The following is a 26,412-nucleotide window of genomic DNA, read 5'->3' as shown; positions in this document are numbered from 1 at the left end:
TATGCCGCGGGCGCACGGGCCGCTTTTTGCTCCTGCAAAAGCGGCATTCGCGCCATCCTTGGCGCTCATGCGCAGGAGCGGCGATTACCCGCCAGGAAACGATGAGCATGGCGTCAGGGTGTGCTTTTTTATGCGCAATAAAGTGTGGTTTTTTGCATTTTTATGCGCATAAAAGTGTGATGTATTGCCGAGAACTTCGTCCAGCAGGAGCTGGCCGCGATCGGTCTGGAGTCGACCTTCTCCTGGCGGGACGCCCGTGCCGAGATCGAAATTATCGTAGCGGACGATACCGGCCGGATTCTCCCGATCGAAGTCAAAAGCGGCAGCCGCACCCGCGCTAAACATGGGGGATTGCCGAGGAACGCGCTACCGTACCGACTGCTATTGGCCCTTAGCTGACGTTGCTTGGTTCGTAGGACTCCTAATCAATTGAAAAGGCTGTGGTTTATATATGGCTTCTAAAATAAATTAAATAAAGCTATCACCAGGCTACTAATAAGCGTACTATGATTTTGCTTGAGAGTAACACCTGCATTTATGCACCTTTTCGACGTCCTGCCTAATCGTATGTACCTCGTTCTGTTTTCATAAGTCCTTGTATTATTTAAAGCATTATCCGAACATCTTCAGCATTTTAGCTGCGGTGTTAAAACATTTTTCGAACGAGAATACTATTATGTCTACTACTACTGGCACCGTTAAATGGTTCAACGAAACTAAAGGCTTCGGCTTTATCTCGCAGAAGAACGGTGGTCCGGACGTTTTTGCCCATTTCAGTGCGATTTCGGGTTCAGGCTTCAAAACCCTGACTGAAGGCCAAGAAGTTCAGTTCTCTGTTACTCAGGGCCAGAAAGGTCCTCAGGCTGAAAACATCTCCGCGATCTGAACCTCGGGTTCAGTAACCGATTAAAAACGGGCCCTTGTGGTCCGTTTTTTTGTTTGGGAATTCGGCCTGACTTGAGACAGCCCTCGTTGCACACTGGGGCTGCGCAGGTTCGGGGTCATCTGCGGCGTTTCAGTCCTATGACCAGCGAGACGACAAACAGTGCAACAAAGAATACAAACAGGATTCTGATAATCTCGACAGCGCCGGCGGCGACACCGGTAAAGCCCAGTAATCCCGCGATGACAGCGACGATAAAAAATACAGCAGCAAAATACAGCATCTGCTTTTCTCTCCCGTTGTGCGATTAGTGATATAGCACCAGCGCCGAAGTCCGCGTGTGGTTGCTACTGGATCAGCCGGTCGTTATGGACCGCTTTCTCGCCTTTGACACCTGGCACCTCTGGGGGACTGTTGATATCAACCTGAGACCTGACGAATCCGCTCGAATGCAAGATACCGTTACTTACAAGATACCCTTACTTGAAAGTCTAGACGTCGATTCCAGAGATAACACGATTCGGGTCTCCGAATGGGGGGGAAGACGTATATTCCGCATCGTCATCCTTGTGTTCGCGTAGCTAGAGGATCGACACCGGCACCTTGATCGAACGGCCGATCATGAGGTCTCGGCAGGTCAGGATGTTTACCCGGAAAACTTGGGGGCGGTATACGCGTGCTATATTGAACCAGTGGCACTGGGGCGTTTCGCTTGTGGTGCCCCTGCAGCAATACAAGGGCTTAGACCCACGACGTCGCACAATCACCTGCCGCCGTGTTGCTAACCGATACAGGAACGTGGTTGTCCGTTTCGAAGTAGACCCTACTGCCTCTGGAGAAGCACATGCGGTTACGTGCCAGTTGTGACTTGACGTTCGATATTACCGTGCCGACCCCTTTTATTCTCATGCTGCGGCCGCGCAGCGGTGCCAATCAATGGGTTGCGCGTGAGGAATACAACATTGAACCCGTCGTGCCGGTTTTTGAATTCACCGATGGCTACGGCAACCTGTGCCAACGTCTGGTCGCTCCCCCTGGCACGTTTTCGGTCCATACGGTGGCCGAGCTGATGGTCGCAGATAGCGTCGACAGGGCGCCCGGGGCGCCATTCGTAAATGTGGAGCATCTGCCGGATGGGGTCCTTTGCTATCTGCTGCCGAGTCGTTACTGCGAGTCCGATCATTTCAACGAGATGGCCGCCGAAATCACCTCGGGGCAGCGGTTGGGATACGATCAGGTTGCGGCGATCGAGGCTTGGTTGCGTAGCGCATTCAGTTATGTACCGGGCAGCACCAGCGCTACCCTGTCAGCCGTGGAGGTAAACGCCAGGCAGGTCGGTATCTGTCGTGATCTGGCGCATCTTGGCATCGCCTTGTGCCGCAGTCTCAGCATTCCGGCGCGCATGGTGGTGGGGTATCTACATCACTTGGAGCCCATGGATCTGCACGCCTGGTTCGAGGCCTACGTGGGGGGCCGCTGGTATACCTTCGATGCCACTCAGTCGGCGTTAAAAGGTGGATATGTGGCGCTGGGTTACGGGCGTGATGCGGCCGATGTCGCGGTGTTCAATCAATTCGGCCCCCCCTCTTTCGCAACAGCGCAGACGGTGCGGGTCGAACGGCTTCACGACTGACTCCAAGCAGGAAGCTGGAAACCTTTAATCGTATGCCGACGAGGATCGCCAGCTTGCTATTCAACATCCAACATCGTACTCGCTACACCTACTCTCAACCCGTGCGGCTGAGTCCACAACAACTGCGCTTTTATCCACGCTGCGACGGCTCGCAGCAGGTACTCGCCCATCAGATTTACATCAACCCTGTACCTCAAGGGCAGAATGAGTTCCTCGACCTGGAGGGCAATCACGTCACCCAAGTATGGTTTGACGGCGAAACCCAATATTTCGAAATCGAGGTCAGCATGCAGGTCCAGACACTGCGGAAAAACGCTTTCGATTTCCTGTTGGCGCCAGCAGCGATGCGGTTACCGATAAGCCACGATCAGGATGCGATCTGCGCCAGGGCCTATCTGGAACGCAGCAGGGCGGACGATGCGGTGACCGTTTTCGCGGCCGAACTCAGCCTGGGCGTGAACCGCGATACCTTGCGATTTCTGGAGCGTCTCAATCGTTACCTGCACGATGAATTTGTTCAGATCCATCGTCACTCCGGCGCGCCGCAGGCGCCGGCATTTACCTTGCAGACCCGGCGTGGCGCCTGTCGCGATCTCGCCGTCTTGTTTGTCGATTGCTGCCGGGCCGAGGGCATAGCGGCGCGCTTTGCCAGCGGCTATCAGAAAGGCGATCTGCAGCGCGACCGCCGGGATCTGCATGCCTGGCCAGAGGTGTATCTGCCGGGCGCAGGTTGGCGCGGATGGGACCCAACTCACGGATATATGCTTGCCGACACGCATGTGACCATCGCAGCGGCGGCACTTGCACAGGATACGCTGCCCGTCAGCGGTGTCTTTGTCGGTGGCGGCGCGAGCAGCACGCTCGACTTCGCTGTGAAGATTCAGGTCTCTGACCCATAGGCGGTATGGATCTTTGAGTCGCCCAGAACAGCTTATCAACTTCTTGCAGAGTCGAACCTCCTTTCCCTCATTGCAGGGCGTTCTGGTTTCAGAGCACTGCAGTTGAAACGCCCCAGCCATCCCTGGCCGGGGCAGAGGGCTTATGACCAATTCTGCAGTGTTTCCACCACAATGCTGAGGAATTTGTTGGTCTGGTAACCGTCCAGCGCGCGGTGGTCGATGCTGAGGGTGAGGTAGCACATCGGCCGTATCACCATCGCATCGACGCCGTTGATCTCCTCGACCACCACCCGTTTCTGCATCTTGCCGATACCGAGGATCGCCACCTGCGGCTGGTTGATGATGATCGGCGCGGCCAGCAGCGAGCCGCTGACGCCGTGGTTGGAGATGGTGAAGGTGCCGCCGCGCATATCGGTCGGTTTCAGTTTGTTGGAGTAAGCCGCGTCGGTCAGCTCCTGCAGGCGGCGGGCGATGCCGAGCAGGTTCAGATCCTGCGCCCTGTGGATAACCGGCACCACCAAGCCGTCGTTGCCCAGCGCGGTGCCGATGCCGATATTGGCGTCGTGGAACATCTCCAGCGCATCGCCGTGGAAGCGGCTGTTGACCTCGGGTACTGCCTGCAGCGCCTTGACCACGGCGGCGATGAAGTAGCTGGTGAAGCTGAGTTTCACACCCTGGGCCTCGAACGCCTTTTTGTTGGCGTTGCGGTGGCGCTGGATCGCGCTCATGTCCAGCTCGAACACGCTGGTGACATGGGGGGCGGTGTGCAGCAGGCTCTCCACCATATGCTGGGCGATCTGCTTGCGCATGGTGCTGTGCGGGCGCAGGGTCGAACCGCCTGTGGTGACCGTTTCCACGGCACGGGGTAGCTGCTCGATGCGCTGTCCGGTGGCGTTCTCGGTGCGGACGGTGGCAGCCTCCGGCGCAGGCTTGCGCTCCGAGGTTTTCGGCAGTGCCGGAGCCTCGATCAGGCGATCGGTCTGGGGCAGGCCGGCGATATGTTCGAGCAGATCGCTCTTGGTGACGCGGCCCGCTTTGCCGCTGCCCTCGATGCCGCTCAGGTCGATCTGGTGATCGCGCACCAGGCGGCGTACGGCGGGGCTGAGCAGCATTCCGCTGTCGCCGTTGCAGGTTGGCGTCGACGGTGCGGCCGCGGTCACGACCTGTTCGGTCGACTCGGACGGGCTGGCCTCGGTGGATGCGCTATCCTCGGCGCCGCTGACAGAACCCAGCACCATGCCGGGGGCGATCTCGTCGCCCTCCCTTACCAGCTGGGCCGCAATGATGCCGTCGGCCGGTGAGGCGACCTCCATGGTGACCTTGTCGGTTTCCAGTTCGGCTACCGGCTGGTCCTTGGTTACCTTGTCGCCCGGCTTGACCAGCCAGGCGAGCAGGGTGGCGGAGGTGCCTTCGAGCTGATCTTCCGGCAGGGTGATATCGATAGATGCGCTCATGCTTACACCTCCAGCAGTTGGTTGATCGCGGAGCAGATCTTCTCCGCGGTCGGCACCACGGCATTGAGCAGCGCCGGGTGGTGCGGGCTGGGGATATCCGGCATGGTCAGACGCTGGATCGGTGCGTCCAGCTCGAAGAAGCACTCGTCGGCCAGGGTAGCGGCGATCTCGGCGCCGAAACCGGCTGTGAAGTTGTCCTCATGCACGATCAGGCAGCGACCGGTCTTGCGTACCGAGTCGAGAATCGCCTGCTTGTCCCAGGGCGAGATGGTGCGCAGGTCGAACAGCTCGACGGACTCGCCGCTGAGTTCCACCGCTTTCTGACAGCGCGGCACCATGCCGCCCCAGGTGACCAGCGTCAGGCCATCGCCTTCGGTCAGGCGTGCCGCCTTGCCGAACGGGATGATGAACGCATCGCCCGGGTAGGGGCGGCGGGCGGAGCTGTCGTCGAGCAGGTTGCGGTGCTCGAAGAAGATGGTCGGGTTGTTGTCGCGCAGGGCATAGCGCAGCAGGCCCACGGCATCCTCGGCGTTGGAGGGGATCGCCACCTGCCAGCCGATAGCGTGCGCCCACTTCACCTCGGCGGCCTGGCTGTGCCAGGGGTCGCCGCACTTGAAGAAGCCGCCGGGGATGCGCACCACCATCGGCGCGGCAAAGCGGTTGTTGGTGCGCCAGCGCAGGGTGCCGCAGTCGTTGAGCTGCTCCTCGGCCGGGTCGGCGTACTTGCGGAACTGGATCTCCGGCACCGGCAGCAGGCCGGCCTGGGCCATGCCCAGGGCGCGACCGATGATCCCCTCCTCGGACAGGCTGGTATCGAACACGCGCTCGACCCCGTACTTCTTCTGCAGGCCGAGGGTGACGGCATGGACGCCGCCCTTGGGACCGACATCCTCGCCGAACACTACCATGCGCGGGTTATGTTCCAGCTCGTAGTCCAGCGTCTGACGGATCGCGGTGACCATATTGATCCGTTTTCCCTCGGGGCGGGAATCAACGGAGCCGGCGGGAAATACTGGCTTGAACGGGGCGATACCGCCCTGCAACTGGACTTCCGGCAGGCCCTGTTCGTCGACCTCGGCAAACACGTGGCGGGTGATCTTCTCCGGCGACGGGGCCGGGCGGGCGCGGGCCTGCTCCAGTGCCTCGGCCACATCCTGCGCGGCGCGGGCGCAGAGTGCACTCCACTTCTGCTCGCTCAGCAGCGACGGCACCAGGAACTTTTTCAGCTTGGGCAGCGGGTCGCGGGCGCGCTCGGCATCGATAGTCGCTTCATCCTTGTAGCCCTGAGTGTCCTGTCCGGAGTGGCCGCTCAGGCGCGGCACGGTCAGGCGCAGCAGGACGGGGCGCTGCTGTTCGCGTACCCAGGTCACGGCGCTGCCGATCAGCTCGGCGGCTTCCTGCGGGTCGGTGCCGTCGCCGGAGTAGATCTTCAGGTTCTTGAACGAGGCCAGGTTGGCGGCGATATCGCGCCCGGGAGTCTGGTAGTCGGAGGTGGTGGAGATGCCGTAGCCGTTGTCCTCTATGTAGAACAGCATCGGCAGATCCTGGGTGGTGGCGATGGTCAGTGCGGACCAGAAGCCGTTGGTGGAGCAGGAGGCTTCGCCGCCGTGGGCGACACCGATGCAACCGGCGTAGCTGGCATCGTTCAGTACTTCACGGTGGTAGCGGATCGACTGTGCCCAGCCCGCGATCGGAGTGTACTGGGCGCCGACACCGCCGCTCATCGGCAGGCCGCAGGGGCCGTTCAGGTTGGGCAGGTTATGCACTACACCGATATCGCGGCCGTCGCTGTAGCCACCGGCGCGCATCAGCGGGCCACCGAGGGCATCGACCAGGTCCAGGCCGAGGGCGAGCATCAGCGGGCGGGAGCGGTAGTAGCCGCTGACCGCGTCGCGGGGGTGGGTCAGGTGCTGACCGAGGATTATCTGGCTCAGGTCATGGCCGCGGGCGGAGAACTGGTAAAGCACCTCTTTGGCGGGGACCAGGGTGTTCTCTTCCAGGTCGTCCAGTTCACGGGACAGCAGCAGTTGGTAGGCGATCACTTCCCAGTCCAGCTGGGGCTCGCAGGCGGTCTCTGCGCGTTGGGTGGCGGGCATAGTTGTCTCCTGATCCTGCTCGTACAGGTTTGTTTTTGTTGTGCCAAGCGCAAGGCTTGCTCAGGTCAGAAAATGCTACGCCGAAGATCGCGAAATGAGCTTTCTATTATTCGGTGGATTTTACGTATTGAGGAAGAGTATTCTTTGTATGTTTTGGTATAAGAAAGAATATTTCTTTAGGTGCTTAGATGTTCGATTCCTATGACCGCAAGATCCTGAACACGCTGCAGGCGGATGGGCGGATTACCAACCAGCAACTGGCGGAAAAGATCGGCCTGTCGTCGGCGGCCACCTGGCGTCGGGTGAAAGCGCTGGAGGAGGCGGGGGTGATCCGTCAGTACACAGCGCTGCTGGATGCGGCAAAGCTATCCCGCGGCCTGCGTGCAATCCTTACCGTGTCGCTGTTACGGCACGATGCCGACAGCAAAAAGCTGTTCGAGGATACCGTCAGCTCCTATCCGGAGGTGCTGCAGTTTTTCTCCATCACCGGTGACGCGGATTTCATGATCCATGTGGTGGTGGCGGATATTCAGAGCTACGACCAGTTCATCAACGAAAAGATCTTTACCCTGGAGGGGGTCGGGCAGGTGCAGTCCCATTTCGCGCTGCGCGAGTTGAAAAACGAAACCACCCTGCCGATCGGCTGACGTCTGCTGCTCTTAAAGCCCCATGCCAAACCGCAGCAGCATGAAGGCGGCCATCCCCACCAGAATGGTGGTCAGCAGGTCGCGCCGCACCAGTGCCACCAGTGCGGCGACCAGCGCCGCCAGCAGCCAGGGGTTGGTCGGGCTGAGCCAGAGTTCACCCTTGGGCATCAGTACCGCGGGCAGGACGATCGCCGTCAGCACCACCGGCGGCACAAAGCCCAGCGCGGTGTTGAGCCAGGGCGGGAAGTGCACTCGGCCAGCGACTGCGAACAGCAGATAGCGTACGCTGAAGGTCGCCAGGAACATGCCGAATATCAAAGCGGCTTCATTCATCTGTCGGTCTCCCTCTCCGTCATCGGTTCCGTTGCGGTCCGATCTTGATCCGCACGCTGTTGCTTGAGCAGATGCAGCGACAGCCCCGCGGCGATGCCGCAGATCGCCGCCACCATCAGCCCCAGTTTGTGCGGCATGCCTGCGGTGGCGATCGCCATCGCACCGGAGACGATCACCGCCGCCCACATCGGGCTGTTGCGCAGGTAGGGCACCACCATGCCGATAAAGGTGACCGACATGGCGAAATCCAGCCCCCAGCGGGTCATGTCCGGGAACACCTTGCCCAGGCCAACCCCCAGCGCCGTGCAGAACACCCAGTTGCTGTACATGGCCAGGAAGGAGCCCAGGTAGAACCAGTGCAGTTCTCTGGTCTCCTCCTGCTGCAGGTAACGATTGCTGACCGCGGCGAAGGTCTCGTCGGTCAGGCCGAACGCCATGGGGATTCGCCAGCGCTGCGGCAGGTGGCGGATCTTGGGCACCAGGTTGGCGGCGTAAAGCATATGGCGCAGGTTGACCACCAGCGTGGTGGCAATGATCACCGGCAGTGCGGCACCGGCGGACAACAGGCCCAGCGCGATAAACTGGCTGGCACCGGCAAACACGATCAGCGACATCGCCAGCGCACCCAGCGCCGACAGGCCGCTCGGTTCGGCCAGGGTGCCGAACAGAATGCCAAACGGAATCGCGCCGACAATCAGTGGCACGGTTGCCTTGGCTCCGGCGATAAACTCCTGTCGGCGGCGCTCGGCCAAGGGGTAATCGGTAGCGGACATCGAACTCTCCTGCCCAGTGGTCAACGTGTAGCGCTGAGTGCTTAAAGCGTCAGCGTCATATAGATATCGGAGCGCGGGTAGATCGATTGGCCATCGGGGTGGGGCACCGCTCGAAAGCCCAGATTGCGATACAGGTTTATCGCCCGCTCCAGCCGGGTGGCGCTCTCCAGATAGACCTCGGTCGCGCCCAGCTCCCGCGCCTTGGCCAGCGCGGTCAGCATCAGTCGGCGGCCGACGCCCTGACCCTGACAACTCTCGTCGACCCCCATCTTGGATATCTCGAACCGCTGCTCGCCCTGTTTGGCCAGCGCGCAGCAACCGACGATCTTGTCGTCGGCGCGGGCAAACCAGATGTAGCCGCCCTTGGCCAGATAGTAGCCTTCGGGGTTGTCCAGGGCCCGGTGGTCCTGCTCGGTCAGTTCTCCGTTAAAGTAGCGATCGAGCCAGGCCAGGTTCAGCTCGCGGAAGTGATCGCGCAGTTGGCTATCCCAGCCGATGATCTCGATCTCGGCGCAGGGCTGAATATCGGCCAGTGCCGCCAGCACCGGCGCCTTGAACCCCTGCTGTGCCACTTTCGCTTCGAACTCATCCATCGCCGCCAGCAGCGGGTGCTGCTGACCTGCCATCAGCGCATCCAGGTGCGACTGGATCTGCCGCCAGATCGGTTTGATCCGCGTCAGCAACTGCTGGCTGCGCTCGCTCAACGCCAGCAACTGGCGGCGCTCGTCGCTGGGGTCGGTGGTTTTGCTCAGCCAGTGTTCGGCCAGCATCTTGCGCGCGATCTTGCTGATCGCGGGGTGGGTGACACCGAGCAGTTCGGCCGCTTCGGTCACCGACATCGCCCCCTGCCGGTAGAGCAGGTTGAACAACGGAAAGAAGGTGGGATTCAGCTCCACACCCTGTGCCTGGTAGATATCCACCACGTCGGCGACCAGTCGGTCCGACAGCCGCCGCAACCGGCTGCCCAGCGACAGGCTGCCGAAGCTCTGCATTTGATCCATGAGGGGGTAATCCTGGGCTTTGTAATAGATTACGTAACTGGTTACATAATATTGGAGTAGGTTGATCTCAATCAAGTGCTGTTGTTATCAGCGGGTCATCTCTTCATGAATTTCGTCAGGATGTGAAGAATCTTTCTTTAAGCTAGTAACTATCGAATAGTCTTTTAAAACTGGTTGGTAATGGCATCGAAACTCTAAGCACCTTTCGTAACTAAAGGGATAGACTTTTTCACAGCTGTCACCGGTACGCCGAGCCATCCGGCCTAACCGGTATAACAATAAGAACGTGATGCTGAGGTGCGGAATGAACCGCGATAGAACCCCTTCAATCCAGCTGTCATCCAGTGACCTGTGCGGTCTGGCGCTATGCTGTCGCCGCGCACGCCTGTTTACCCTCTCTGAGCTGAAGCCCCGCGGCGAGGTTGTCTACGCCCGGCTGTTCAGCGCGCCCCCGGGCTACTGACCGCCCGAAAGCTAACGCCTGAAATCTGGCGTCTGATTTAAGTATTCCCCTATCCAATTCAATCCGAGCCTGGCGCGCGGCGCGTTGTCGCATCTGGCGTCGGCCAGGTTCTTGAAAGGTGGACTTCGATGTACGAAACACTGCAACCCGTAGCCGAGGATCCGATACTGGCGCTGATGGCCGGCTATCGCCGCGATATAAACCCCAACAAGCTTGATCTCGGTATCGGTGTGTATAAGGACGAGCAGGGGCAAACCCCGATCATGCAGGCGGTGTCCAGCGCCGAACGGCTGCTGCTGGAGCATGAGACCAGCAAGAGCTATATCGGCCCTGCCGGCAGCGAGGGTTTCAACCGGCTGATCGCGCAACTGGTGTTCGGTGCCGATCACCGGGTGATCGAAGAGAAGCGAGTGGTGTCGGCGCAGACGCCGGGCGGCTGCGGCGCCCTGCGTATCGGTGCCGAACTGCTGGCGGCCTGCAGCCCCACCGGGCGGATCTGGGTCAGCGATCCGACCTGGGCCAACCACCGTCCGCTGCTCGCAGGTGCCGGGCTTGAGATTCGCGAGTACCCCTATTACGACGCGGCGCAGCGCTCGCTCCGCTTTGACGAGATGATCGAGACCCTGAACGGGGCTGAAGCGGGCGATATCGTGCTGCTCCACGGCTGCTGCCACAACCCCACCGGCGCCGACCTGGAACCCGATCAGTGGCGGCAACTGGCCGAGCTGATCGAGCGTCGCGGCCTGTTGCCGTTCGTCGATATCGCCTACCAGGGGCTGGGTGACGGGCTGGATCAGGATGCCTACGGCGTGCGTTATCTGGCCGAACGCCTGCCCGAGATGATGGTGGCGACCTCCTGCTCGAAGAATTTCGGCCTCTATCGTGAGCGTACCGGTGCCTTGTTCCTGATCGGCCGCACCCCGGCGCAGACCGAGCGTGCCGGCGGCCAGCTGTTCAGCCGCATTCGCGGCCACTACTCCATGCCGCCGGCCCATGGCGGCGCGGTGGTGGAAACCATCCTCGGCGACGCGGGGCTGACCGGGCTTTGGCAGAGCGAGCTTACCGCCATGCGCGAGCGGATCGGTTACCTGCGCCACCGCCTGGTGGATCGTCTGGAGCAGGCCGGTGTGAATGGCGACTTCGGTCACATCCGCCATCAGCGCGGCATGTTCTCCTTCCTCGGCATCGAGCGCGAGCAGGTGGTGGCGCTGCGCAAGCGGCACGGCATCTATCTGGTTGAGTCCGGCCGTTTCAATGTCGCGGGCCTTAGCGATCGCTCCATCGGTTCCTTTGTCGCTGCGCTGGCGCAGACCGTTGGCGTATCGCCAGACCATGACACGCCCCAAGGCAAGCACTTCGATATAAGAAAAACAGTGGAGATCTGATCCATGAATACCGTCCTGTTCGATCACCCCGAATTCGACAACCACGTTAACGTGTACATGCACTTTGACGAGGCCACCGGGCTGAAGGCGATCACCGCCGTGCACCGGGCCTGGAACGGCAAGCCTGCGGTCGGTGGCTGCCGTCTGCGCAACTACGCCAGCGCCCAGGAGGCGTTTACCGATGTGCTGCGCCTGTCCCGTGGCATGACCTACAAGTCGGTACTGGCCGGGCTCGACTACGGCGGCTCCAAATCGGTGATGATTGCCAACCCGGAGGCCATAGACCGCCGCGCCACCTTCCTCGCCATGGGCGATTTTGTCGAGAGCCTGGGCGGCAAGGTGAAAACCGGTGTCGATGTGGGTCTCAGTGCCGCGGATGTGGAGGTGATGGCCGAGCGTACGTCACACCTGGGTGGACGTGCCGGGCTGGCGCCGGACCTGGTTACCGCCTACGGCGTGCTGACCTCGATCCTTGCCGCTGCCCGTCACCGTTACGGCAGCGATGACCTGAGCGGTCGCCGCGTGGCGGTACAGGGGTTGGGCAAGGTCGGCTTCAAACTGGTCGAGCTGCTGCGCGAGCGCGGCGCCGAGGTGGTGGCCGCCGAGGTGCAGACCTCCTCGGTCGAGCGCGCCCGTGACACTTTCGGCATCGACATCGTCGACCCCTCGGTGATCCATGCCCAGCCTGTGGATATCTACAGCCCCTGCGCGCTGGGGATGGTGATCAACGATGACAGCATCGGCCAGATCCAGGCCTCCATCGTTGCCGGCGCCGCCAATAATCAGCTGACCCACCCCAACCACGGCATCGAGCTGGCGCGTCGCGGCGTGCTCTACGTGCCCGATTACATCGTCAACTGCGGTGGCCTGCTGGCGGTCGCCGGTGACCTGGAGAAGAGCGACGACGCCTGGGTCTGGCGTAAGGTCGACGAGATCGCCGCCACCCTGGATCAGGTGTTCACCCTGGCTGATGAACGCGAAATCGCCACCAGCCACGCCGCCGATCTGATCGGCGCCGAGCGGATCGCTGGCTTCGATGACTGCCAACCCCGGGCTGCCGCCTGAGCGCTGCCGCCTCATTAACCGCACCACCTGAATAAGCATAAATAACTGGAGTGCTACCGATGAAAACCGCAATGAACCTGAAGAAGCTGCTGACCGCCGCTGTTGCTGCCACTACCCTGACCCTATCCGCGGCCCAGGCGGCGCCTGTGTACGTGGCGACCACGGCAATCGTCGAACACCCGGCGCTGGACGCCGTGCGTGACGGCATCAAGCAGACCCTGATGGAGAACGGCTACACCGAACAGGACCTGAAATTCACTTACGAGAGCGCCCAGGGCAATCCGGCGGTAGCGGCACAGATCGCCCGCAAGCTGGTTGGCGATGCGCCGGACGTGATCGTCGGCATCTCCACGCCGTCGGCACAGAGCCTGGTCAGTGCCACCCGGGATATTCCGGTGGTGTTCTCGGCGGTGACCGATCCGCTGTCTGCCAAGCTGGTGACCAACTACGAGGCGCCGGGTGCCAACGTCACCGGCCTGTCCGACATGACCCCGGTGGCTCAGCATCTGGGGCTGATCCGCGAGTTTCTGCCCAACCTGAAGAAGCTGGGCGTACCCTACAACCCGGGTGAGCCCAACGCGGTGGCGATCGTCGCCCTGTTGAAGCAGGAAGCGGAGAAGATGGGTCTGGAGATCATTGAAGCGCCGGCACCGAAATCCTCCGACGTGATGATGGCGACGCAGAAGCTGATCGGCGAGGTAGAGGCGATCTACTGCCCCACCGACAACACCATCCTGACCGCACTGGAGTCGGTGGTGAAGGTCGGTATCGACGGCAAGATCCCGGTGTTCTCCGGCGATACCGGCTCGGTTGAGCGCGGCGCGGTGGCGGCGCTGGGCTTCAACTACCACGATATCGGTCGCCAGACCGGCGCCGTGGTCGTGCGCATCCTCAAGGGTGAGAAGGCCGGCGATATCCCGGTGCGCGTGGCGGTCGGTTCCGACCTGTACGTGAACACCAGCATGGCCAAGCGGATGGGGGTCGAGATCCCGCAGTCCGTGCTCAAGCGCACCACCAAAGTCGTTCAGTAACAGCCGTAGCTTAAGCAATACCTAAGCAACCCCGGAGCCTGCACGGCTTATGTCTTGAGGTGAGTGTCGCGAGGTCGTCAGGGCCTTGCGGCACTCACCGGGTGCGGCACTAGACGAGGTATATCCACATGTCTCTATTCTCTTTTCTCGGCACGCTGGAGATCGGTTTCATCTTCGGTCTCGTGGCGGTCGGGGTCTACCTGACCTTCCGCGTGCTTGATTTCCCCGACCTGACCGTCGATGGCAGTTTTACCCTGGGCGCGGCACTGGCGGCGGCGCTGATCCTCGCCGGTGTGAACCCCTATCTGGCTACGCTGTGCGCCATGTTCGGCGGTGCCGCCGCCGGTCTGCTGACCGCCTGGCTCAACCTGCGCTTCAATATCCTGCACCTGCTGGCCAGTATCCTGACCATGACGGCGCTCTACACCATCAACCTGCGGGTCATGGGCAAGCCCAATCTGGCGCTGATCGCCGAGCCGACCGTACTGTCGCCGTTCGAGTCGCTGGGTATCCCCAATATGTACCTGAAGGTGATTTTCGTCGCCGCGGTGGTGATCGCAGTCGGCCTGCTGCTGGCCTGGTTCCTCAACACCCAGTACGGCATGGCGATGCGCGCCACCGGCGCCAACCCGCGCATGGCGCAGGCCAACGGTATCGTGATCAACGAGAAGATCTACGCCGGTCTGGCACTGTCCAACGGCCTGGTGGCGCTGGCCGGTGCGCTGTTCGCACAGACCAACGGCTTTGCCGACTCGACCATGGGGATCGGCACCATCGTGGTCGGTCTGGCGGCGGTGATCGTCGGTGAAAGCCTGCTCAACAGCCGCTCCATGCTGGTGATCGTGTTCAGCTGTATTCTCGGCTCGCTGCTCTACCGCCTGGCGGTGTCGGTGGCGCTGAATGCTGATTTCATCGGCTTCACCACCTCCGATCTCAACCTGATTACCGCGGTGCTGGTGGGTCTGGCGCTGATCCTGCCGCATTTCCGCCGTGAATGGAAAGCGCGCAAGGCCGCCCAGGGAGGTGCCGCATGATCCGCTGTGAACATCTGAAAGTCACCTTCAACGCCGGGTTGGCGACCGAAAAGCGAGCTTTGCGCGGCGTTAATCTGACCATCCCCCAGGGTGAGTTCATCACCGTGATCGGCTCCAACGGCGCCGGCAAGTCGACCCTGCTCAACACCATCGCCGGTGATATCCGCAGCTCCGCCGGGCGGCTCTACTTCGACGACCGCGACGTGACCGCGCTGTCGGCGGCGGCACGTACCCGCGATGTAGCGCGGGTGTTCCAGGACCCGCTGGCGGGTACCTGCGGCGATATGACCATCGAAGAGAACATGGCGCTGGCCTATGGCCGCGGCAACCGTGGCGGCCTGCGCCTGGCACTGAATGAGCGTCTGCGCCAGCTGTTCCGCGAGCAGCTTTCCCGCCTCAATCTCGGTCTTGAGGATCGCCTCGATGCCAAGATGGGGCTGCTCTCCGGCGGCCAGCGCCAGTCGGTCAGCCTGCTGATGTCGGCGCTGCAGCCGAGCAAGATCCTGCTGCTGGATGAGCATACCGCGGCGCTGGATCCGAAGACCGCGGCGCTGGTGATGGATATCACCGACCAGATCGTGGCGGAGAAGAAGCTCACCGTACTGATGGTGACCCACTCCATGCGCCAGGCGCTGGATCATGGCAGCCGAACCATCATGATGCATGAGGGCCAGGTCGCCTTCGATCTGTCCGGCGAAGAGCGCAGCCAGTATGGCGTCAAGGACCTGCTCAACCTGTTTGCGCAGATCCGCCCCGATGGCGAAGAGCTGGACGACGACAAACTGTTGTTGGGTGCTTAAGGCCGACTGAGTGCGATCAAGGTCGGCCGATCCTGCGCTTGAACCGTCGCACCGGGGCTGGCGCAACCGCAACAAGCTGTACCTGAGTGAAAAGAGTGTCCATTGGCAGATTTCCACCTGCCGTCTTGCTGGGAGGCCTTGAGCCTCCTTTTTTTATGTACAGGAAGTACGATATGCCGCGGGCGCATGGATGCGCAGGAGCGGCGATGTACAGGAAGTACGATATGCCGCGGGCGCATGGATGCGCAGGAGCGGCGATGCGCCCGTTCCAAGCGCACAAAAAAGGCGGGAGCAGTACTCCCGCCAAAAACTGCAGGGTGTATCTCAGAATTCCGATACCTTGCCCCAGGCACTTTTGCCGAGGCGGGACAGGCTGTACTGACGGTGCTCGACAAAGGGTGTCTTGCCGGTTACCAGTTCGGCGATCAGGCGCCCGGCGCCGGGGCCGATGCCGAAGCCGTGGCCGGAAAAGCCGGCGGCAAGCAGAAAGCCGGGCAGGTTGGCCGCTTGATCGATCACCGGTACGCCATCGGGCGTACTGTCGATATAGCCTGCCCAACCGGCCTGGATCGGGACTGAGCCGAGGGCGGGCAGCAGCCGTCGCGCGCGAGCCAGCGTCTCGTTCACGATCTCCTGCGAGGGGCGCGGGTCGAGGATGCGGATACGCTCCATCGGCGTGGGTTGATCCAGCGCCCATTTGGAGAGGGTTTCATGGCCCGACAGCCAACCCTGCAGATCACCCGGGGATAGAATCCGCCAGCGCTTGGCGAACATCGGCAGGAACTTGTTCGCGAATCGGAGTTGCTGCGGGGTCGGGTCCACCTGAGCCCGGCCCGATGTCGCCAGGGTATAACCGCCGTCGCCGCGGCGGGTAATCGATACCTCCGCCGTGTGCAGGGCATCGGGGATGCCCTCCGCGCCCGGCATCACGGACAGGATGGTGGAGCGTACCGAGGCCTGAGGAAAGCGGATACCGAGTTGACGGCAGAAGGAGGAGGCCCAGGCCCCGCCGGCCATCACCACCTGGGAGGTCTTGATCACCCCATTTTCGGTGATCACGCCGGATACCTTGCCCGCCTCGGTCTCGATGCCGCGTGCCGCGCAAAACTGATGTACCGAGCCGCCGTACTTGAGTATCCCCTTGGCGATCAACGGGGTCGCCCGTGCCGGATCGGCAATGGCGTCGGTGGGGGCGAATACACCGCCTTTCCAGCGTTTGCCGGTGGCAACACCGCGCTCCGCTGCTTCGGCGGCGCTCAGCATATGGCTGGCGACCCCCTGAGTGGCGGCGAACTTGCCCCACTTCGCCCAACCCTCGATTTCTGCTTCGTTATCCGACAGATAGAGCAGTCCGCAGCGGCGGAAGCCGAGATCCTCGCCGAGATCGGCGGTGATCTCCTCCCACAGATCTAGACTCTTGGTCGACAGCGGCAACTCGCGTGCGTCGCGGTTCTGTTGGCGACACCAGCCCCAGTTGCGGCTGGATTGCTCGCCCCCGATGCGGCCCTTCTCGATCAGGGCCACATGCATGCCCTGACGGGCCATGAAGTAGGCGGCGCACACGCCGATGATGCCGCCGCCGATGACAACCGCATCGGCATTTTGGGGCAGCTCTGGCGTGGACGGAATGGTTATCAACGGGGCCGGCATACGATTCTCCTGGCCTGAATATCTGTTTTTATATACCGCTTTTCAGCGCACCATAGGGTCAGGTTCTTTAGCATCACTGACCGGAGCCTGTCGTTTGGCCCTGTCGTTGGCCGAGTCGAACCAGGGCGACTCCTGGTCCAGCTGGCTCAACGAGGGCATGACGAGCACGCAGTTTGGATCGGGGCTACGAGTCGGTTTCCTCTCGGCTCAGGCGAGACCACCCTGACACAGATACTTGGTTGCCATGTAATCGTCCAGCCCGTAGCGCGACCCTTCGCGGCCGTAACCGGACTCCTTGATCCCGCCGAAGGGGGCCGACTCGGCGGCAAGCGCCCCTTCGTTGATGCCGACGATGCCGGTCTGCAACTGTTCGCTTAGGCGCCAGACGCGCGTGACATCGCGCGAATAGAAGTAGGATGCCAGGCCGAACGGCGTGTCGTTGGCCGCAGCCAGTACTTCGCTCTCGTCGTTGAAGCGGAACAGGGGTACCACAGGGCCGAAGGTTTCCTCGTGCGCCAGCTCCATCTCGTGGTTGGCATCGCCGAGCACAGTGGGGGCGTAATAGTTCGGCCCGTCGGTTATGCGCTGCCCACCGGCCAGCAGCCGGGCACCCTTGGTCAGGGCGTCCTGTACGTGGCGTTCGATCTTGTCGACCGCGCGGGCGTTGATCATCGGCCCTATCTGGCTATCCTTGCGATCGCCCGGACCCACGCGAAGGGCACTGACACGCGTGGACAACTTGTCGGCAAAGGCGTCATAGACCGACGCCTGAACATAGACACGGTTTGGGCTGACGCAGGTCTGGCCGCCGTTGCGGAACTTGGCGGCCATCAGACCCTCCACCGCCGCATCCAGATCGGCATCTTCGAACACGATGAAGGGCGCGTTGCCGCCGAGTTCGAGCGACAGACGTTTCAGCGTGTCGGCCGAGTCGCGTGCGAGCAGCTTGCCGACCGCAGTGGAACCGGTGAAGGTGATTTTGCGCACGCGGGAGTCCTTCAGCCAGGCACCCACAACCTCGGCGACCTGCTCGCGAGAGGAGGTGACGATGTTCAGCACGCCACGCGGCACGCCGGCCTGCTCAGCCAGAGCAACCAGCGCCAGTGCGGTCAGCGGCGTATCTTCGGCCGGCTTGGCGATAACGGTGCAGCCTGCCGCCAACGCCGGGGCGATCTTTCGCGCAATCATCGCCAGCGGGAAGTTCCAGGGGGTGATCGCGACGACCACGCCAACCGGCTCCTTGGTGACCAGCATCTTCTTGCTGCGTACCGCCGCCGGAATGATATCGCCGTAGCTGCGCACCGCCTCGGACGCGAACCAGTCCACGTAGGAGGCGCCGTAGGCCACTTCACCGCGGGCTTCCGCCATCGGCTTGCCCTGCTCGCGGGAGATCAGTCGTGCCAGATCCTCGGTATGCTGCAGAATCAGCGCATGCCAGCGTTTGAGCAGCTGGGCGCGTACCGCTGCCGGCTGCAAACGCCAGGACTCGAACGCACGATGAGCCTCGGCGGTGGCGGCTTGCGCATCGGCGGCGCCGCTGTCGACGACATCGACGATCTTGTTGCCGGTCGCCGGATCGTAGACGGCATATCGTGCGGCGGTGACGCTGCCTTGCCACTCTCCGCCGATGAAGTTATCGACGCGCAGAAGATCGGGGTAATCGAGAGAGATAGCCATGGCTGAAGCCTCGTTCGTCTGGTTTATAGGGTGCCCGGATACCCCCCCTGCCTTGGTCTTACGTGGGGGGCGGTTGTTCAGGCGGTGCTGTTGAGATCATATTAGCCATCCCGACACGGCGGAGGCTTTCGAATTGAGGGGGGGGAATCGCAGGAACGTGGGTTTTCGGGTCGGTGTGCGGAAGTTTATGCCGTGGCCGGCGCGGGAGAGGCGCCCGGCGGGTTCAATCCTGTGGTGCGATCAGTTTCTCGATCGGATAGTAGCGCTTAACAACGGGCGATTTGATCACGATATAGCTGAAGTACTTGTCGATACCGATCCGCTGTTCGAGCAGATCCTCCATGATGCTCTGATAATGCACGACGTTGCGGGTCAGGAAGGTTAGCTGATAGTCGAAGCCGCCGCTGACCAGGTGACACTCGAGAACTTCGTCCACCTTGCGGATGTAGGACTCGAAACGGGCGAAATCCTCGAGTCTGTGGTCGGACAGGGTGAGCTGGGTGAATACCCTTTGGATATTGCCGAGCTTCTCGAGCTGCAGATGGGCACCATAGGCTGTGATATAGCCCGCCTTCTCCAGCCGCTTGACTCGGGTTAGACAGGGACTGGGGGACAGGCCGACGGCATCCGCCAAGTCAACGTTCGAGATCCTGCCGTTTTTTTGCAGATGACTCAGAATACGGATATCGATGCGGTCCAGTTTATGCGCGTCGTTCATCGATCGCTCTGCATTGGTCAAGGGTTAATGGGATAGTATCAGGTGGAAAGTGGGCGCACCACTGTTGGATGCGCCACTTCAGCGTCAGCGCAGCGCGCGACGAACGTCCGGCAGATCAAGCACTTGGTCCAGTGTCCGTTCGAGACGTTCGAACAGCAGATCGAAATCCTGACCGCTGTAGCACAGCGCTGGCGCGAAGCCGAGTATATTGTCGGCGAAGGCGCGCAGGATAATGCCGTTACGGTAGGCGATCTCGAACAGTTGGTCGGCCAGCTTCAGGCCAGGGTCGAACGGGGTCTTGCCGTTCTTGTCGGCCACTAACTCGAGCGCGCCGAGCATGCCGCGACAGCGAGCATCGCCGACCAGGGGGTGGTCGAGCAGCGCATGCAGGCCCTGTTCGAAACGCGGCGCCTGCTCGACACCGTTTGCCAGCAGGCCGCCTTCGCCGTACAGGCGCAACACCTCAAGGGCGACGGCGGCGCTGACTGGGTGGGCGGAGTAGGTGTGGCCGTGGCCGATCGGGAACCCGTTGGCACCGTCGGCGATGCCTTGATACACGGCGTCGCTCATCAATACCGCACCCATTGGCGCGTAGCCGGCGGTCAAGCCCTTGGCCAGGGTCATCAGGTCGGGGGTCACCCCTTCCGCTTCGCAGGCGAACATCGGGCCGGTGCGGCCGAACCCTGTAATGACCTCATCCACCACGAACAGGATGCCGAGTTCGCGGCAGCAGTTCTCCATCGCCTTGAGCCAACCCTTGGGCGGTACGAGCACGCCGCCGGAACCCTGGATCGGTTCGCAGAAGAAGGCGGCCACCCGGTCGGCACCGAGCTCCTGCACCTTGTTCCGCAGCGCCGTGACGGAGGCGTCGATGATCGCGGTCGGGTCCGAGCCCACCGGGTTGCGATAGGCGTAGTGCGACGGGATGCGATGATGGGTCGCCAGCGGCAGGTCGAAGTTACGGTGGAACACCGGCAGTGCGGTCAGGCCCGCGCCCTGGGACGACGAGCCGTGATAGCCGCGTTCGAGGGTGATGAAGTGCTTCTTCTCCTGTTTGCCCAGGGCGTTCCAGTAGTTGACGATGAAGCGGATAGCCGAATCAACGGCATCAGAGCCGCCCAGGGTGAAATAGACCCGCTTGAGAGATTCGGGCGCCAGCTCGACCAATTGAGCCGCCAGCTTGATGGCGGGCTCGGAGCCGAAGTGGAAATAGCCGGTGGCGTAGGGCAGGCGGCGCATCTGCTCTTCGGCGGCACGCACGATGCTGTCATGGCCGTAGCCGGTGTTGACGCACCAGAGGCCGGAGAAAGCGTCGAGCAGTTCATGGCCGTGGCTGTCGCGCAGATAGGCGCCCTGGCCGGATTCGAGCACTGCTACACCGCGCTGTTCGTGGGCGCGGTAGTTGACGACCGGGTGGATTAGGTGGTTGCGATCCAGTGTGACGAGGGATTCTGTATTCATGATTGTTTTCGCCGTATGTCGAGTGAGCGTTAGGCTTGTTTCGAGCCGGGGTAGTCTGGCGCGAGAGACTGCCTGCCCTTTTCGCAAGGCGGGCGATACGGTGCACCATGGTTTATGGTAGTGACCGCTCGGCAACGTTTTATGTCGACTTGCGGTTGGCGACAGGGTAAAAATTTCGAATTTGCCCGGCAGACGACAGCATGTTCCGCCTGCCGGCGGTAACTCAATAACCCCGCTCGCGGTTCACCAGGCCGACCAGCGGCGCCCCCTCCCGGTGCCGACGCAGGTTGTCGAGCACGATCTCGGCGGAGCTGTCTGCCTGCGTCATGCCGGCGATATGGGGTGTCAGCAATATGCGTGGATGACGCCAGAAGATGTGCTCCTTCGGCAGTGGCTCGACACTGCAGACATCGAGAATGGCCGCCGAGAGCCGGTCACGATAGAGCGCGTCCAGCAGGTCCTCTTCGATCAGGTGGTCGCCCCGTCCCATATTGATCAGCACGGCGCCTTTCGGCAGTTGCCGGAACAGCTCGGTCGACAGGATGCCACGGGTCGAGTCGGTCAACGGCAGCAGGCAGACCAGAATGTCGCTACGTTCCAGGAAGTCCTCCAGCCCTTGCTCGCCGGTATAGCATTCGATACCGGGCAGGTTGTGTTCGGAGCGGCTCCAGCCCGCGCAGCGGAAGCCAAAGTCGCGCAGCTTTTCAAGTACTGCCCTGCCCAGCACCCCCATGCCCATTACCCCTACGCGGCGCGAGTCGGCGGTACAAACCGGCTTGGGTCGCCATTGGCCCTGCTGTTGCTGTGCGATGTAGGTGATCCAGTCGCGATGGGCGGCCAGTACGGCCAGCGTCGCATATTCGACCACCCCGGCGATCAGGCCCGGTTCGATCATCCGCACCACCGGAATATGCTCCGGTATGCAGGAGAGATCGAACTGATCGACCCCGGCACCCACGGAAAATACCAGCTCCAGATTGGGGAAGGTTTCTGCAATATTCTCCGGCGGCTGCCAGGCGGCGAGATAGCGCACCTGTGACGGGTCGTCGACGGCGGGCCAGATATGAAAGTCGATCTCGGGCGCGCGTGCGGCGAACAGCTCGGCCCAACGCGCCCCGCGCAGTGGTTCGGATTTATATAGAAAGCTCATCTATCAATCTTCCTTATTTATGGTATCGGGTCAGTCTTTATGCGGGAGAGGAGCGATCGGTTCAGCAGTTACTGTGGCAACGGGTGGTAGGGAAAGATAGGACGTTCTTGCTGCGCAGTGTACATGGAACGAAATATCGAAAATATTGAAGAAAACGAAATATTAATGCGTCAGTAGTTCGGGAATGGGGCGATATGTTTGGGGGAACGGAGTTAGAGTCATTCTGCTCGGGTTGTCCGTGCAGTCAAGGATGATGTTTTTGCTGATGGTTGTTCTTGTTTTATGACTTAGCCATTCGGGTTGCAGGCAATAAGGTTGCGGTTGTATAGGATCATGGCAAACCCATGGTTGGAACCAGCTAATGGGAGTCGCCAAATAAAAGGCGACGAAAGCTAAGGGAAATTAATAGCGATGCGCGCAAAGGACAGGCTTGAAAAAAACAAACGTAAGTTTGGTGTGCCTACTGTAGGGGTTGAACGGATCGACTTCGCTTATTCTACTTTCAAACTACGACAGAACCGCCTGGGCGATCGCAGGATTGCTTGCCGCTGCACACACCATTGCCCAAGATGAAGAAAGCTGCGGGGTATTAGGTATGGAGAAAGTCGCAATCGAGATGAAGGCTGTTAATAGTGTCATGCCATTGGACCATATTTTCGCTAGCAATACTGGCGGTTTAAAGTCCGAAGGTCGCTAGCGTGACAAGCTTTCAATTTTGATAGGCATGCATCATTTTTGTTTTGAGGCCGAGAAGTTTGAGTGCATATAAGATAAATACGTTCAATAGCCTTTTGTCCATCGATAACACCTCGGCAGGTGATTTGTTGGAATTTGAAGCCAATGATCCTACATATGAGATAGTCTGCCTGGTGGAAGAAGGGGAGCCGAGCGAACTGTACTTAGCCGACATGAATTATGCTGCGGCCAAGTTGATGGGGATAGCGCAGGATATGGCAGTTGGACGTAGCTTTTTTGAGCTATGGCCCTTGGATGAGAGTCGCGTGCTGGTAGCAAATAAGCTGTTACACTGCCTTGAGCATGGTGAAACGTTATGTTTTCAGGTACATACCGGCCTTCCTGACGGTCGCCACGCTATGGATATCAGCCTTATACCGTTGCTCTCCTCATGCGTGGGGCGTCGGAGGATACTGATGCTGGCCAGGGATATCGCAGAACAGCGTCGGCAGTGCCGGCAATTGGATAGTCTTGAGCGCGTTTACCGTACCGCAGTGGACAACACCCCCGATACCATAGTCCGTTACGACAGAAATTGTCGTCGTATCTACGCTAACAGATCCTTTATACGGATGTGCCGCAGGCCGATTTCGGAGTTGCTTGGGAAAACGCCGTTGGAGTATCCAGGAGGCCCCTCAATGAATAAATACCAGCGGGCGATACAGACATGTTTACGCAGAGGAGAGGCGGTCGAAGTTGAGCTCAGATGGCGTAATAGCAACGATAGTGAGCACTGCTCACTGGTTAGGCTGACACCGGAACATAGCGAGCAGGGCGAGATTGCTAGCGTGCTGGCAGTGGGGCGTGACATTACCAATGTCGAGTATCTCCGGAAACAGGTGCACCATCTGTCCAATTTCGACACCCTCAGTGGCTTACCAAACCGAGATCAATTCTATTACCGGCTGCATGAAATGATTACCATCGCCGGGGCGCGGGTAGCGTTGATAATGCTCGACCTGGACCGCTTTCGGGTCATTAATGATAGCCTGGGGCACAGCATAGGCGACGTCCTGCTCCACGATATTTCAGGTCGGCTTCTCGAGTACATCAACGATGACGGCTTCGTCGCGCGTCTAGGGGGAGATGAGTTTGCCATCCTGGTGATGGATAACGACAACAACTCAAAGATGCTGAAAGAGTCGGTGCAAGGCCTTATGGCGCTCCTAGCCCAGCCCTTCCAGATCGACGAGCATGAGCTGAGGATTTCGGTCAGCATGGGAATAGCCTTATACCCCGATGACGGTAGCTCGGTGAACGAACTGATCAAGTTTGCAGATTCCGCCCTGCACCACGTAAAGGAGTGCGGTCGCAACGGTTTCGGCTTTTATGATCGAGGGCTGACCATCGGGCTGACTGAGCGAATGCTGCTCGAAGGTGAACTACACAAGGCCGTTCAACGAACGGAGCTGGAGCTGTATTATCAACCAAAGATCGATCGGCTTCGCAACCGAGTCATCGGTTGTGAAGCGCTGCTACGTTGGCACAATCCACGCCGAGGCCTGCTGACACCGGACAACTTCATCTCTATCGCTGAAGAAACGGGAATCATCCTCGAATTGGGTGAATGGGTACTACGCACCGCCTGCGCCGCTGCGGTACTCTGGAACCACAATAAGATGGAGCCGTTTAAGGTAGCCGTGAACCTGTCGGCACGACAGTTTGTCGGCCATGACCTGCTCGGCAGCGTGCAGCGGATACTGGCCGAGACTTGCTGCCGGCCGGAGTGGATAGAGCTGGAGATCACCGAAAGCCTGCTGCTCGATGACCGCTCCGAGACGCGGAAAACGCTCGATGAGTTGCACGCGCTCGGATTTACAATCGCCATCGACGATTTCGGTACCGCTTACTCGGCACTAAACTATTTTTCCCGTTTCCCCATCGATGTACTGAAGATCGACCGTTCATTCGTACAAGGGGTAGAGCAGGATTCTCAGCGGGAGAAACTACTGCGTGGTATCGTCGCCCTGGCTCACTGTTTGGAGATAGGGCTGGTGGCCGAAGGAGTGGAAACCCAATGCCAGGCCGACTATCTCTGTTCAATAGGCTGCCACATAGGGCAGGGTTATCTCTTTGCTCGCCCCATGCCCGCATTGGATCTGGAGTTTAGTCTGGCGCACGATCAGCTGGTTTTATCATAATTATTCCAAAGCGGAAGTGATTATCGGGCGGGCTGACTATCGATCCGAAAAGAGAGATGTCAGTAGTGTTAGCCCAAGGCTGTGCTGTCTCCTTTGCCCAAACCAATACAATTGAGTTCGGGATGCTGGCTATTATCGCCAAACAATCTTACGTTGGTTATAGCTGAGCCGGGTATCAGACCGGGAGCCAGCACCAGTCGTTCCGTGCTATGAGTGCGCCTGTCCGGGTGACATTCTGCATATGGATATCAAATAGCTGCCCCGCTTCGATCGGCTTGGCCATTGGGTTACACGGACCCGCCATCAGTGTTAACGCCGATTGAAAAATGACCCTCTGACGCCGAGGTAAAACTGACACCTGGGCTGATAATGGCGGTTATTAGCCGCTGGGTGTGCCCACAGGTACTGCCTGACGAGAAGCAGAGTACCACGACCCGTTTTCTGTAAAAGGCATTGGTCACGTATCGCGGTTTGGGCATCGGGGTTAAATGCCTGATGACGTACAACGGTTAGGCTTGCCGGCCAAGTTGCTTCAACGACGTATTATTCAGCGCTGGGATCAGCCGCCAACAACAAACGGCGGCATCATTGCCCTATTGGAAATCTCCCACCAGTGTCACGTATACCGAATCTGTTTGAATAACGTGCTTAGTATTCCTATCTAGTCACGAAGGGCGAACAGGCTGGCCTAACGCGCCCCGCGCAGCGGTTCGGATTTGTAGAGAAAGCTCATCTATCAATCTTCCTATATTGGCGTGCCGGACCAGGTTTTTACGCGGAAGGGGGCGCTCGGTCCGGCAGGTAAAGCGATTAACTGTGGCAACGGGTGCCGGGGAAGGCTAGGACATTCTTGCCGCGGGCACGGTTCGACATTTACTGCCGAACTTGGTGCCTAAAACCAAGGAATATGTGTCGGAAGCAGCGTAAAACGAAATGTAGCGATATGGCAGCGTGTTGTAATTCAAGGAGCGAGAGATTGGCGGCCCTGGAGGTCTGTCGATTCCGCTTATTTTTTAAGGCGCTCCCGCACGGGGCTGAACAGCGCGCAATGATAGAGATTTGGAGGCATAAGATGAAGAACAAGAAACAGCCTTTCGACCGGATCGGATCCCAAATGGGCGAGACCGGTATCGAATCCGTCCACGGCATCTCGCGGCGCGATCTGATGCGCGGCATCGCCGCCGGTACCCTGCTGGCGGCAACCGGTGGCAGTCTGCTGGCCGGTGCGAGTTCCGTCTATGCCCAGTCCCAGACGCCGCAGCGCGGTGGGCGGATTAAGGTCGCCACCGCGGCCGGGTCGACCGCTGACACGCTGGATCCGGCGCGTGGATCCAACTACACAGACTATTGTCGTCTGTTCATGTTCTACAACGGCCTGACGAC

25 protein-coding genes are annotated in these 26,412 nt (G+C 60.3%); 13 read left to right on the top strand and 12 right to left on the bottom strand.

The genetic code is table 11. The features are described from left to right. Nucleotides 1-84: 84 nt before the first annotated feature. Nucleotides 85-345, bottom strand: coding sequence for a hypothetical protein (locus tag KQ940_RS22850; RefSeq protein ID WP_246590226.1), 261 nt, complete (start codon nt 343-345; stop codon nt 85-87). Nucleotides 346-676: 331 nt separating this feature from the next. On the opposite strand from KQ940_RS22850, the gene cspE reads away from it, so the two are divergent. Continuing rightward, entirely contained in the window at nt 677-886 is a 210-nt protein-coding gene (gene cspE, locus KQ940_RS20630) for a transcription antiterminator/RNA stability regulator CspE (RefSeq protein WP_217416442.1), read from the top strand. A gap of 115 nt (nt 887-1,001) precedes the next feature. Here cspE and KQ940_RS20625 read toward each other — a convergent pair whose 3' ends face one another. Beyond that, nucleotides 1,002-1,166 carry a DUF1328 domain-containing protein gene (locus KQ940_RS20625; RefSeq protein WP_217416440.1) on the bottom strand — a complete coding sequence of 55 codons (165 nt, stop codon included), beginning with the start codon at nt 1,164-1,166 and terminating at the stop codon, nt 1,002-1,004. A 561-nt stretch (nt 1,167-1,727) separates the two neighbouring features. Between KQ940_RS20625 and KQ940_RS20620 the strand changes: the two genes are divergently transcribed. Continuing rightward, the gene (locus KQ940_RS20620) at nt 1,728-2,516 is read left to right on the top strand and encodes a transglutaminase domain-containing protein (protein ID WP_217416438.1); all 789 of its coding nucleotides are present in this window, start codon (nt 1,728-1,730) and stop codon (nt 2,514-2,516) included. Nucleotides 2,517-2,569: 53 nt separating this feature from the next. Next, entirely contained in the window at nt 2,570-3,415 is an 846-nt protein-coding gene (locus KQ940_RS20615) for a transglutaminase family protein (RefSeq protein WP_217416436.1), read from the top strand. A 140-nt stretch (nt 3,416-3,555) separates the two neighbouring features. Here the strand turns inward: KQ940_RS20615 and KQ940_RS20610 are convergent, their stop codons facing one another. Together KQ940_RS20610 and KQ940_RS20605 are read right to left on the bottom strand one after the other, a co-directional pair. Continuing rightward, nucleotides 3,556-4,869, bottom strand: coding sequence for a dihydrolipoamide acetyltransferase family protein (locus tag KQ940_RS20610; RefSeq protein WP_217416434.1), 1,314 nt, complete (start codon nt 4,867-4,869; stop codon nt 3,556-3,558). 2 nt (nt 4,870-4,871) lie between these two features. Beyond that, the gene (locus tag KQ940_RS20605; RefSeq protein WP_217416432.1) at nt 4,872-6,965 is read right to left on the bottom strand and encodes an alpha-ketoacid dehydrogenase subunit alpha/beta; all 2,094 of its coding nucleotides are present in this window, start codon (nt 6,963-6,965) and stop codon (nt 4,872-4,874) included. 188 nt (nt 6,966-7,153) lie between these two features. On the opposite strand from KQ940_RS20605, the gene KQ940_RS20600 reads away from it, so the two are divergent. After that, nucleotides 7,154-7,612 carry an Lrp/AsnC family transcriptional regulator gene (locus KQ940_RS20600; RefSeq protein ID WP_188745735.1) on the top strand — a complete coding sequence of 153 codons (459 nt, stop codon included), beginning with the start codon at nt 7,154-7,156 and terminating at the stop codon, nt 7,610-7,612. A 12-nt stretch (nt 7,613-7,624) separates the two neighbouring features. On the opposite strand, the gene KQ940_RS20595 is transcribed toward KQ940_RS20600, so the two are convergent. The 3 genes from KQ940_RS20595 to KQ940_RS20585 are packed head-to-tail and all read right to left on the bottom strand — an operon-like array spanning nt 7,625 to nt 9,719. Beyond that, entirely contained in the window at nt 7,625-7,945 is a 321-nt protein-coding gene (locus tag KQ940_RS20595) for an AzlD domain-containing protein (RefSeq protein WP_217416430.1), read from the bottom strand. Next, on the bottom strand, nt 7,942-8,718 hold the full coding sequence (locus KQ940_RS20590; RefSeq protein WP_217416428.1) for an AzlC family ABC transporter permease: 777 nt from the start codon (nt 8,716-8,718) through the stop codon (nt 7,942-7,944). Before KQ940_RS20590 ends, KQ940_RS20595 begins: the two co-directional genes overlap by 4 nt. 41 nt (nt 8,719-8,759) lie before the next feature. Next, on the bottom strand, nt 8,760-9,719 hold the full coding sequence (locus KQ940_RS20585; protein ID WP_246590225.1) for a bifunctional helix-turn-helix transcriptional regulator/GNAT family N-acetyltransferase: 960 nt from the start codon (nt 9,717-9,719) through the stop codon (nt 8,760-8,762). 304 nt (nt 9,720-10,023) lie between these two features. On the opposite strand from KQ940_RS20585, the gene KQ940_RS20580 reads away from it, so the two are divergent. The 6 genes from KQ940_RS20580 (at nt 10,024) to KQ940_RS20555 (ending at nt 15,497) form a co-directional block, all read left to right on the top strand. Beyond that, on the top strand, nt 10,024-10,182 hold the full coding sequence (locus KQ940_RS20580; protein ID WP_217416426.1) for a hypothetical protein: 159 nt from the start codon (nt 10,024-10,026) through the stop codon (nt 10,180-10,182). A gap of 128 nt (nt 10,183-10,310) precedes the next feature. After that, on the top strand, nt 10,311-11,567 hold the full coding sequence (locus KQ940_RS20575) for an amino acid aminotransferase (protein WP_217416424.1): 1,257 nt from the start codon (nt 10,311-10,313) through the stop codon (nt 11,565-11,567). Between the two features lie 3 nt (nt 11,568-11,570). Continuing rightward, nucleotides 11,571-12,632, top strand: coding sequence for a Glu/Leu/Phe/Val dehydrogenase family protein (locus tag KQ940_RS20570; RefSeq protein WP_217416422.1), 1,062 nt, complete (start codon nt 11,571-11,573; stop codon nt 12,630-12,632). Nucleotides 12,633-12,691: 59 nt separating this feature from the next. Beyond that, nucleotides 12,692-13,663, top strand: coding sequence for an ABC transporter substrate-binding protein (locus tag KQ940_RS20565; RefSeq protein WP_246590224.1), 972 nt, complete (start codon nt 12,692-12,694; stop codon nt 13,661-13,663). 128 nt (nt 13,664-13,791) lie between these two features. Continuing rightward, entirely contained in the window at nt 13,792-14,697 is a 906-nt protein-coding gene (locus KQ940_RS20560; RefSeq protein WP_217416421.1) for an ABC transporter permease, read from the top strand. Further along, on the top strand, nt 14,694-15,497 hold the full coding sequence (locus tag KQ940_RS20555) for an ABC transporter ATP-binding protein (protein ID WP_217416418.1): 804 nt from the start codon (nt 14,694-14,696) through the stop codon (nt 15,495-15,497). The genes KQ940_RS20560 and KQ940_RS20555 overlap by 4 nt, the downstream gene beginning before the upstream one ends. A 324-nt stretch (nt 15,498-15,821) precedes the next feature. On the opposite strand, the gene KQ940_RS20550 is transcribed toward KQ940_RS20555, so the two are convergent. From KQ940_RS20550 to KQ940_RS20530, 5 genes are all read right to left on the bottom strand, one after another. Beyond that, nucleotides 15,822-17,147, bottom strand: coding sequence for an NAD(P)/FAD-dependent oxidoreductase (locus KQ940_RS20550; RefSeq protein WP_217416416.1), 1,326 nt, complete (start codon nt 17,145-17,147; stop codon nt 15,822-15,824). Nucleotides 17,148-17,354: 207 nt separating this feature from the next. Then, nucleotides 17,355-18,824, bottom strand: a complete 1,470-nt coding sequence (locus tag KQ940_RS20545) for an NAD-dependent succinate-semialdehyde dehydrogenase (protein WP_217416413.1) — start codon at nt 18,822-18,824, stop codon at nt 17,355-17,357. A 223-nt stretch (nt 18,825-19,047) separates the two neighbouring features. Continuing rightward, the gene (locus KQ940_RS20540) at nt 19,048-19,542 is read right to left on the bottom strand and encodes an Lrp/AsnC family transcriptional regulator (protein WP_217416410.1); all 495 of its coding nucleotides are present in this window, start codon (nt 19,540-19,542) and stop codon (nt 19,048-19,050) included. Between the two features lie 84 nt (nt 19,543-19,626). After that, nucleotides 19,627-21,003 carry an aspartate aminotransferase family protein gene (locus KQ940_RS20535; RefSeq protein ID WP_217416408.1) on the bottom strand — a complete coding sequence of 459 codons (1,377 nt, stop codon included), beginning with the start codon at nt 21,001-21,003 and terminating at the stop codon, nt 19,627-19,629. 223 nt (nt 21,004-21,226) lie between these two features. After that, nucleotides 21,227-22,153, bottom strand: a complete 927-nt coding sequence (locus tag KQ940_RS20530) for a 2-hydroxyacid dehydrogenase (RefSeq protein WP_217416406.1) — start codon at nt 22,151-22,153, stop codon at nt 21,227-21,229. A 472-nt stretch (nt 22,154-22,625) separates the two neighbouring features. Here KQ940_RS20530 and KQ940_RS23005 point away from each other — a divergent pair, with 472 nt between their 5' ends. The 3 genes from KQ940_RS23005 to KQ940_RS20515 all read left to right on the top strand — a co-directional run. Next, nucleotides 22,626-22,850: a chemotaxis protein CheB gene (locus tag KQ940_RS23005; protein WP_217416400.1), complete on the top strand. Its 225-nt coding sequence runs from the start codon at nt 22,626-22,628 to the stop codon at nt 22,848-22,850. Nucleotides 22,851-22,908: 58 nt separating this feature from the next. Continuing rightward, nucleotides 22,909-25,029: a putative bifunctional diguanylate cyclase/phosphodiesterase gene (locus KQ940_RS20520; RefSeq protein ID WP_217416397.1), complete on the top strand. Its 2,121-nt coding sequence runs from the start codon at nt 22,909-22,911 to the stop codon at nt 25,027-25,029. 1,072 nt (nt 25,030-26,101) lie between these two features. Further along, a partial coding sequence (locus KQ940_RS20515) for a twin-arginine translocation signal domain-containing protein (protein WP_217416395.1) occupies nt 26,102-26,412 on the top strand: 311 nt, incomplete at its 3' end.

The sequence above is a fragment of the Marinobacterium ramblicola genome, assembly GCF_019084545.1.
In the GTDB taxonomy this organism is placed as follows: Bacteria; Pseudomonadota; Gammaproteobacteria; order Pseudomonadales; family Balneatricaceae; genus Marinobacterium_D; species Marinobacterium_D ramblicola.
The sequence above is the reverse complement of the archived record's forward strand: the minus strand, read 5'-3'. Positions and strand labels throughout refer to the sequence as shown.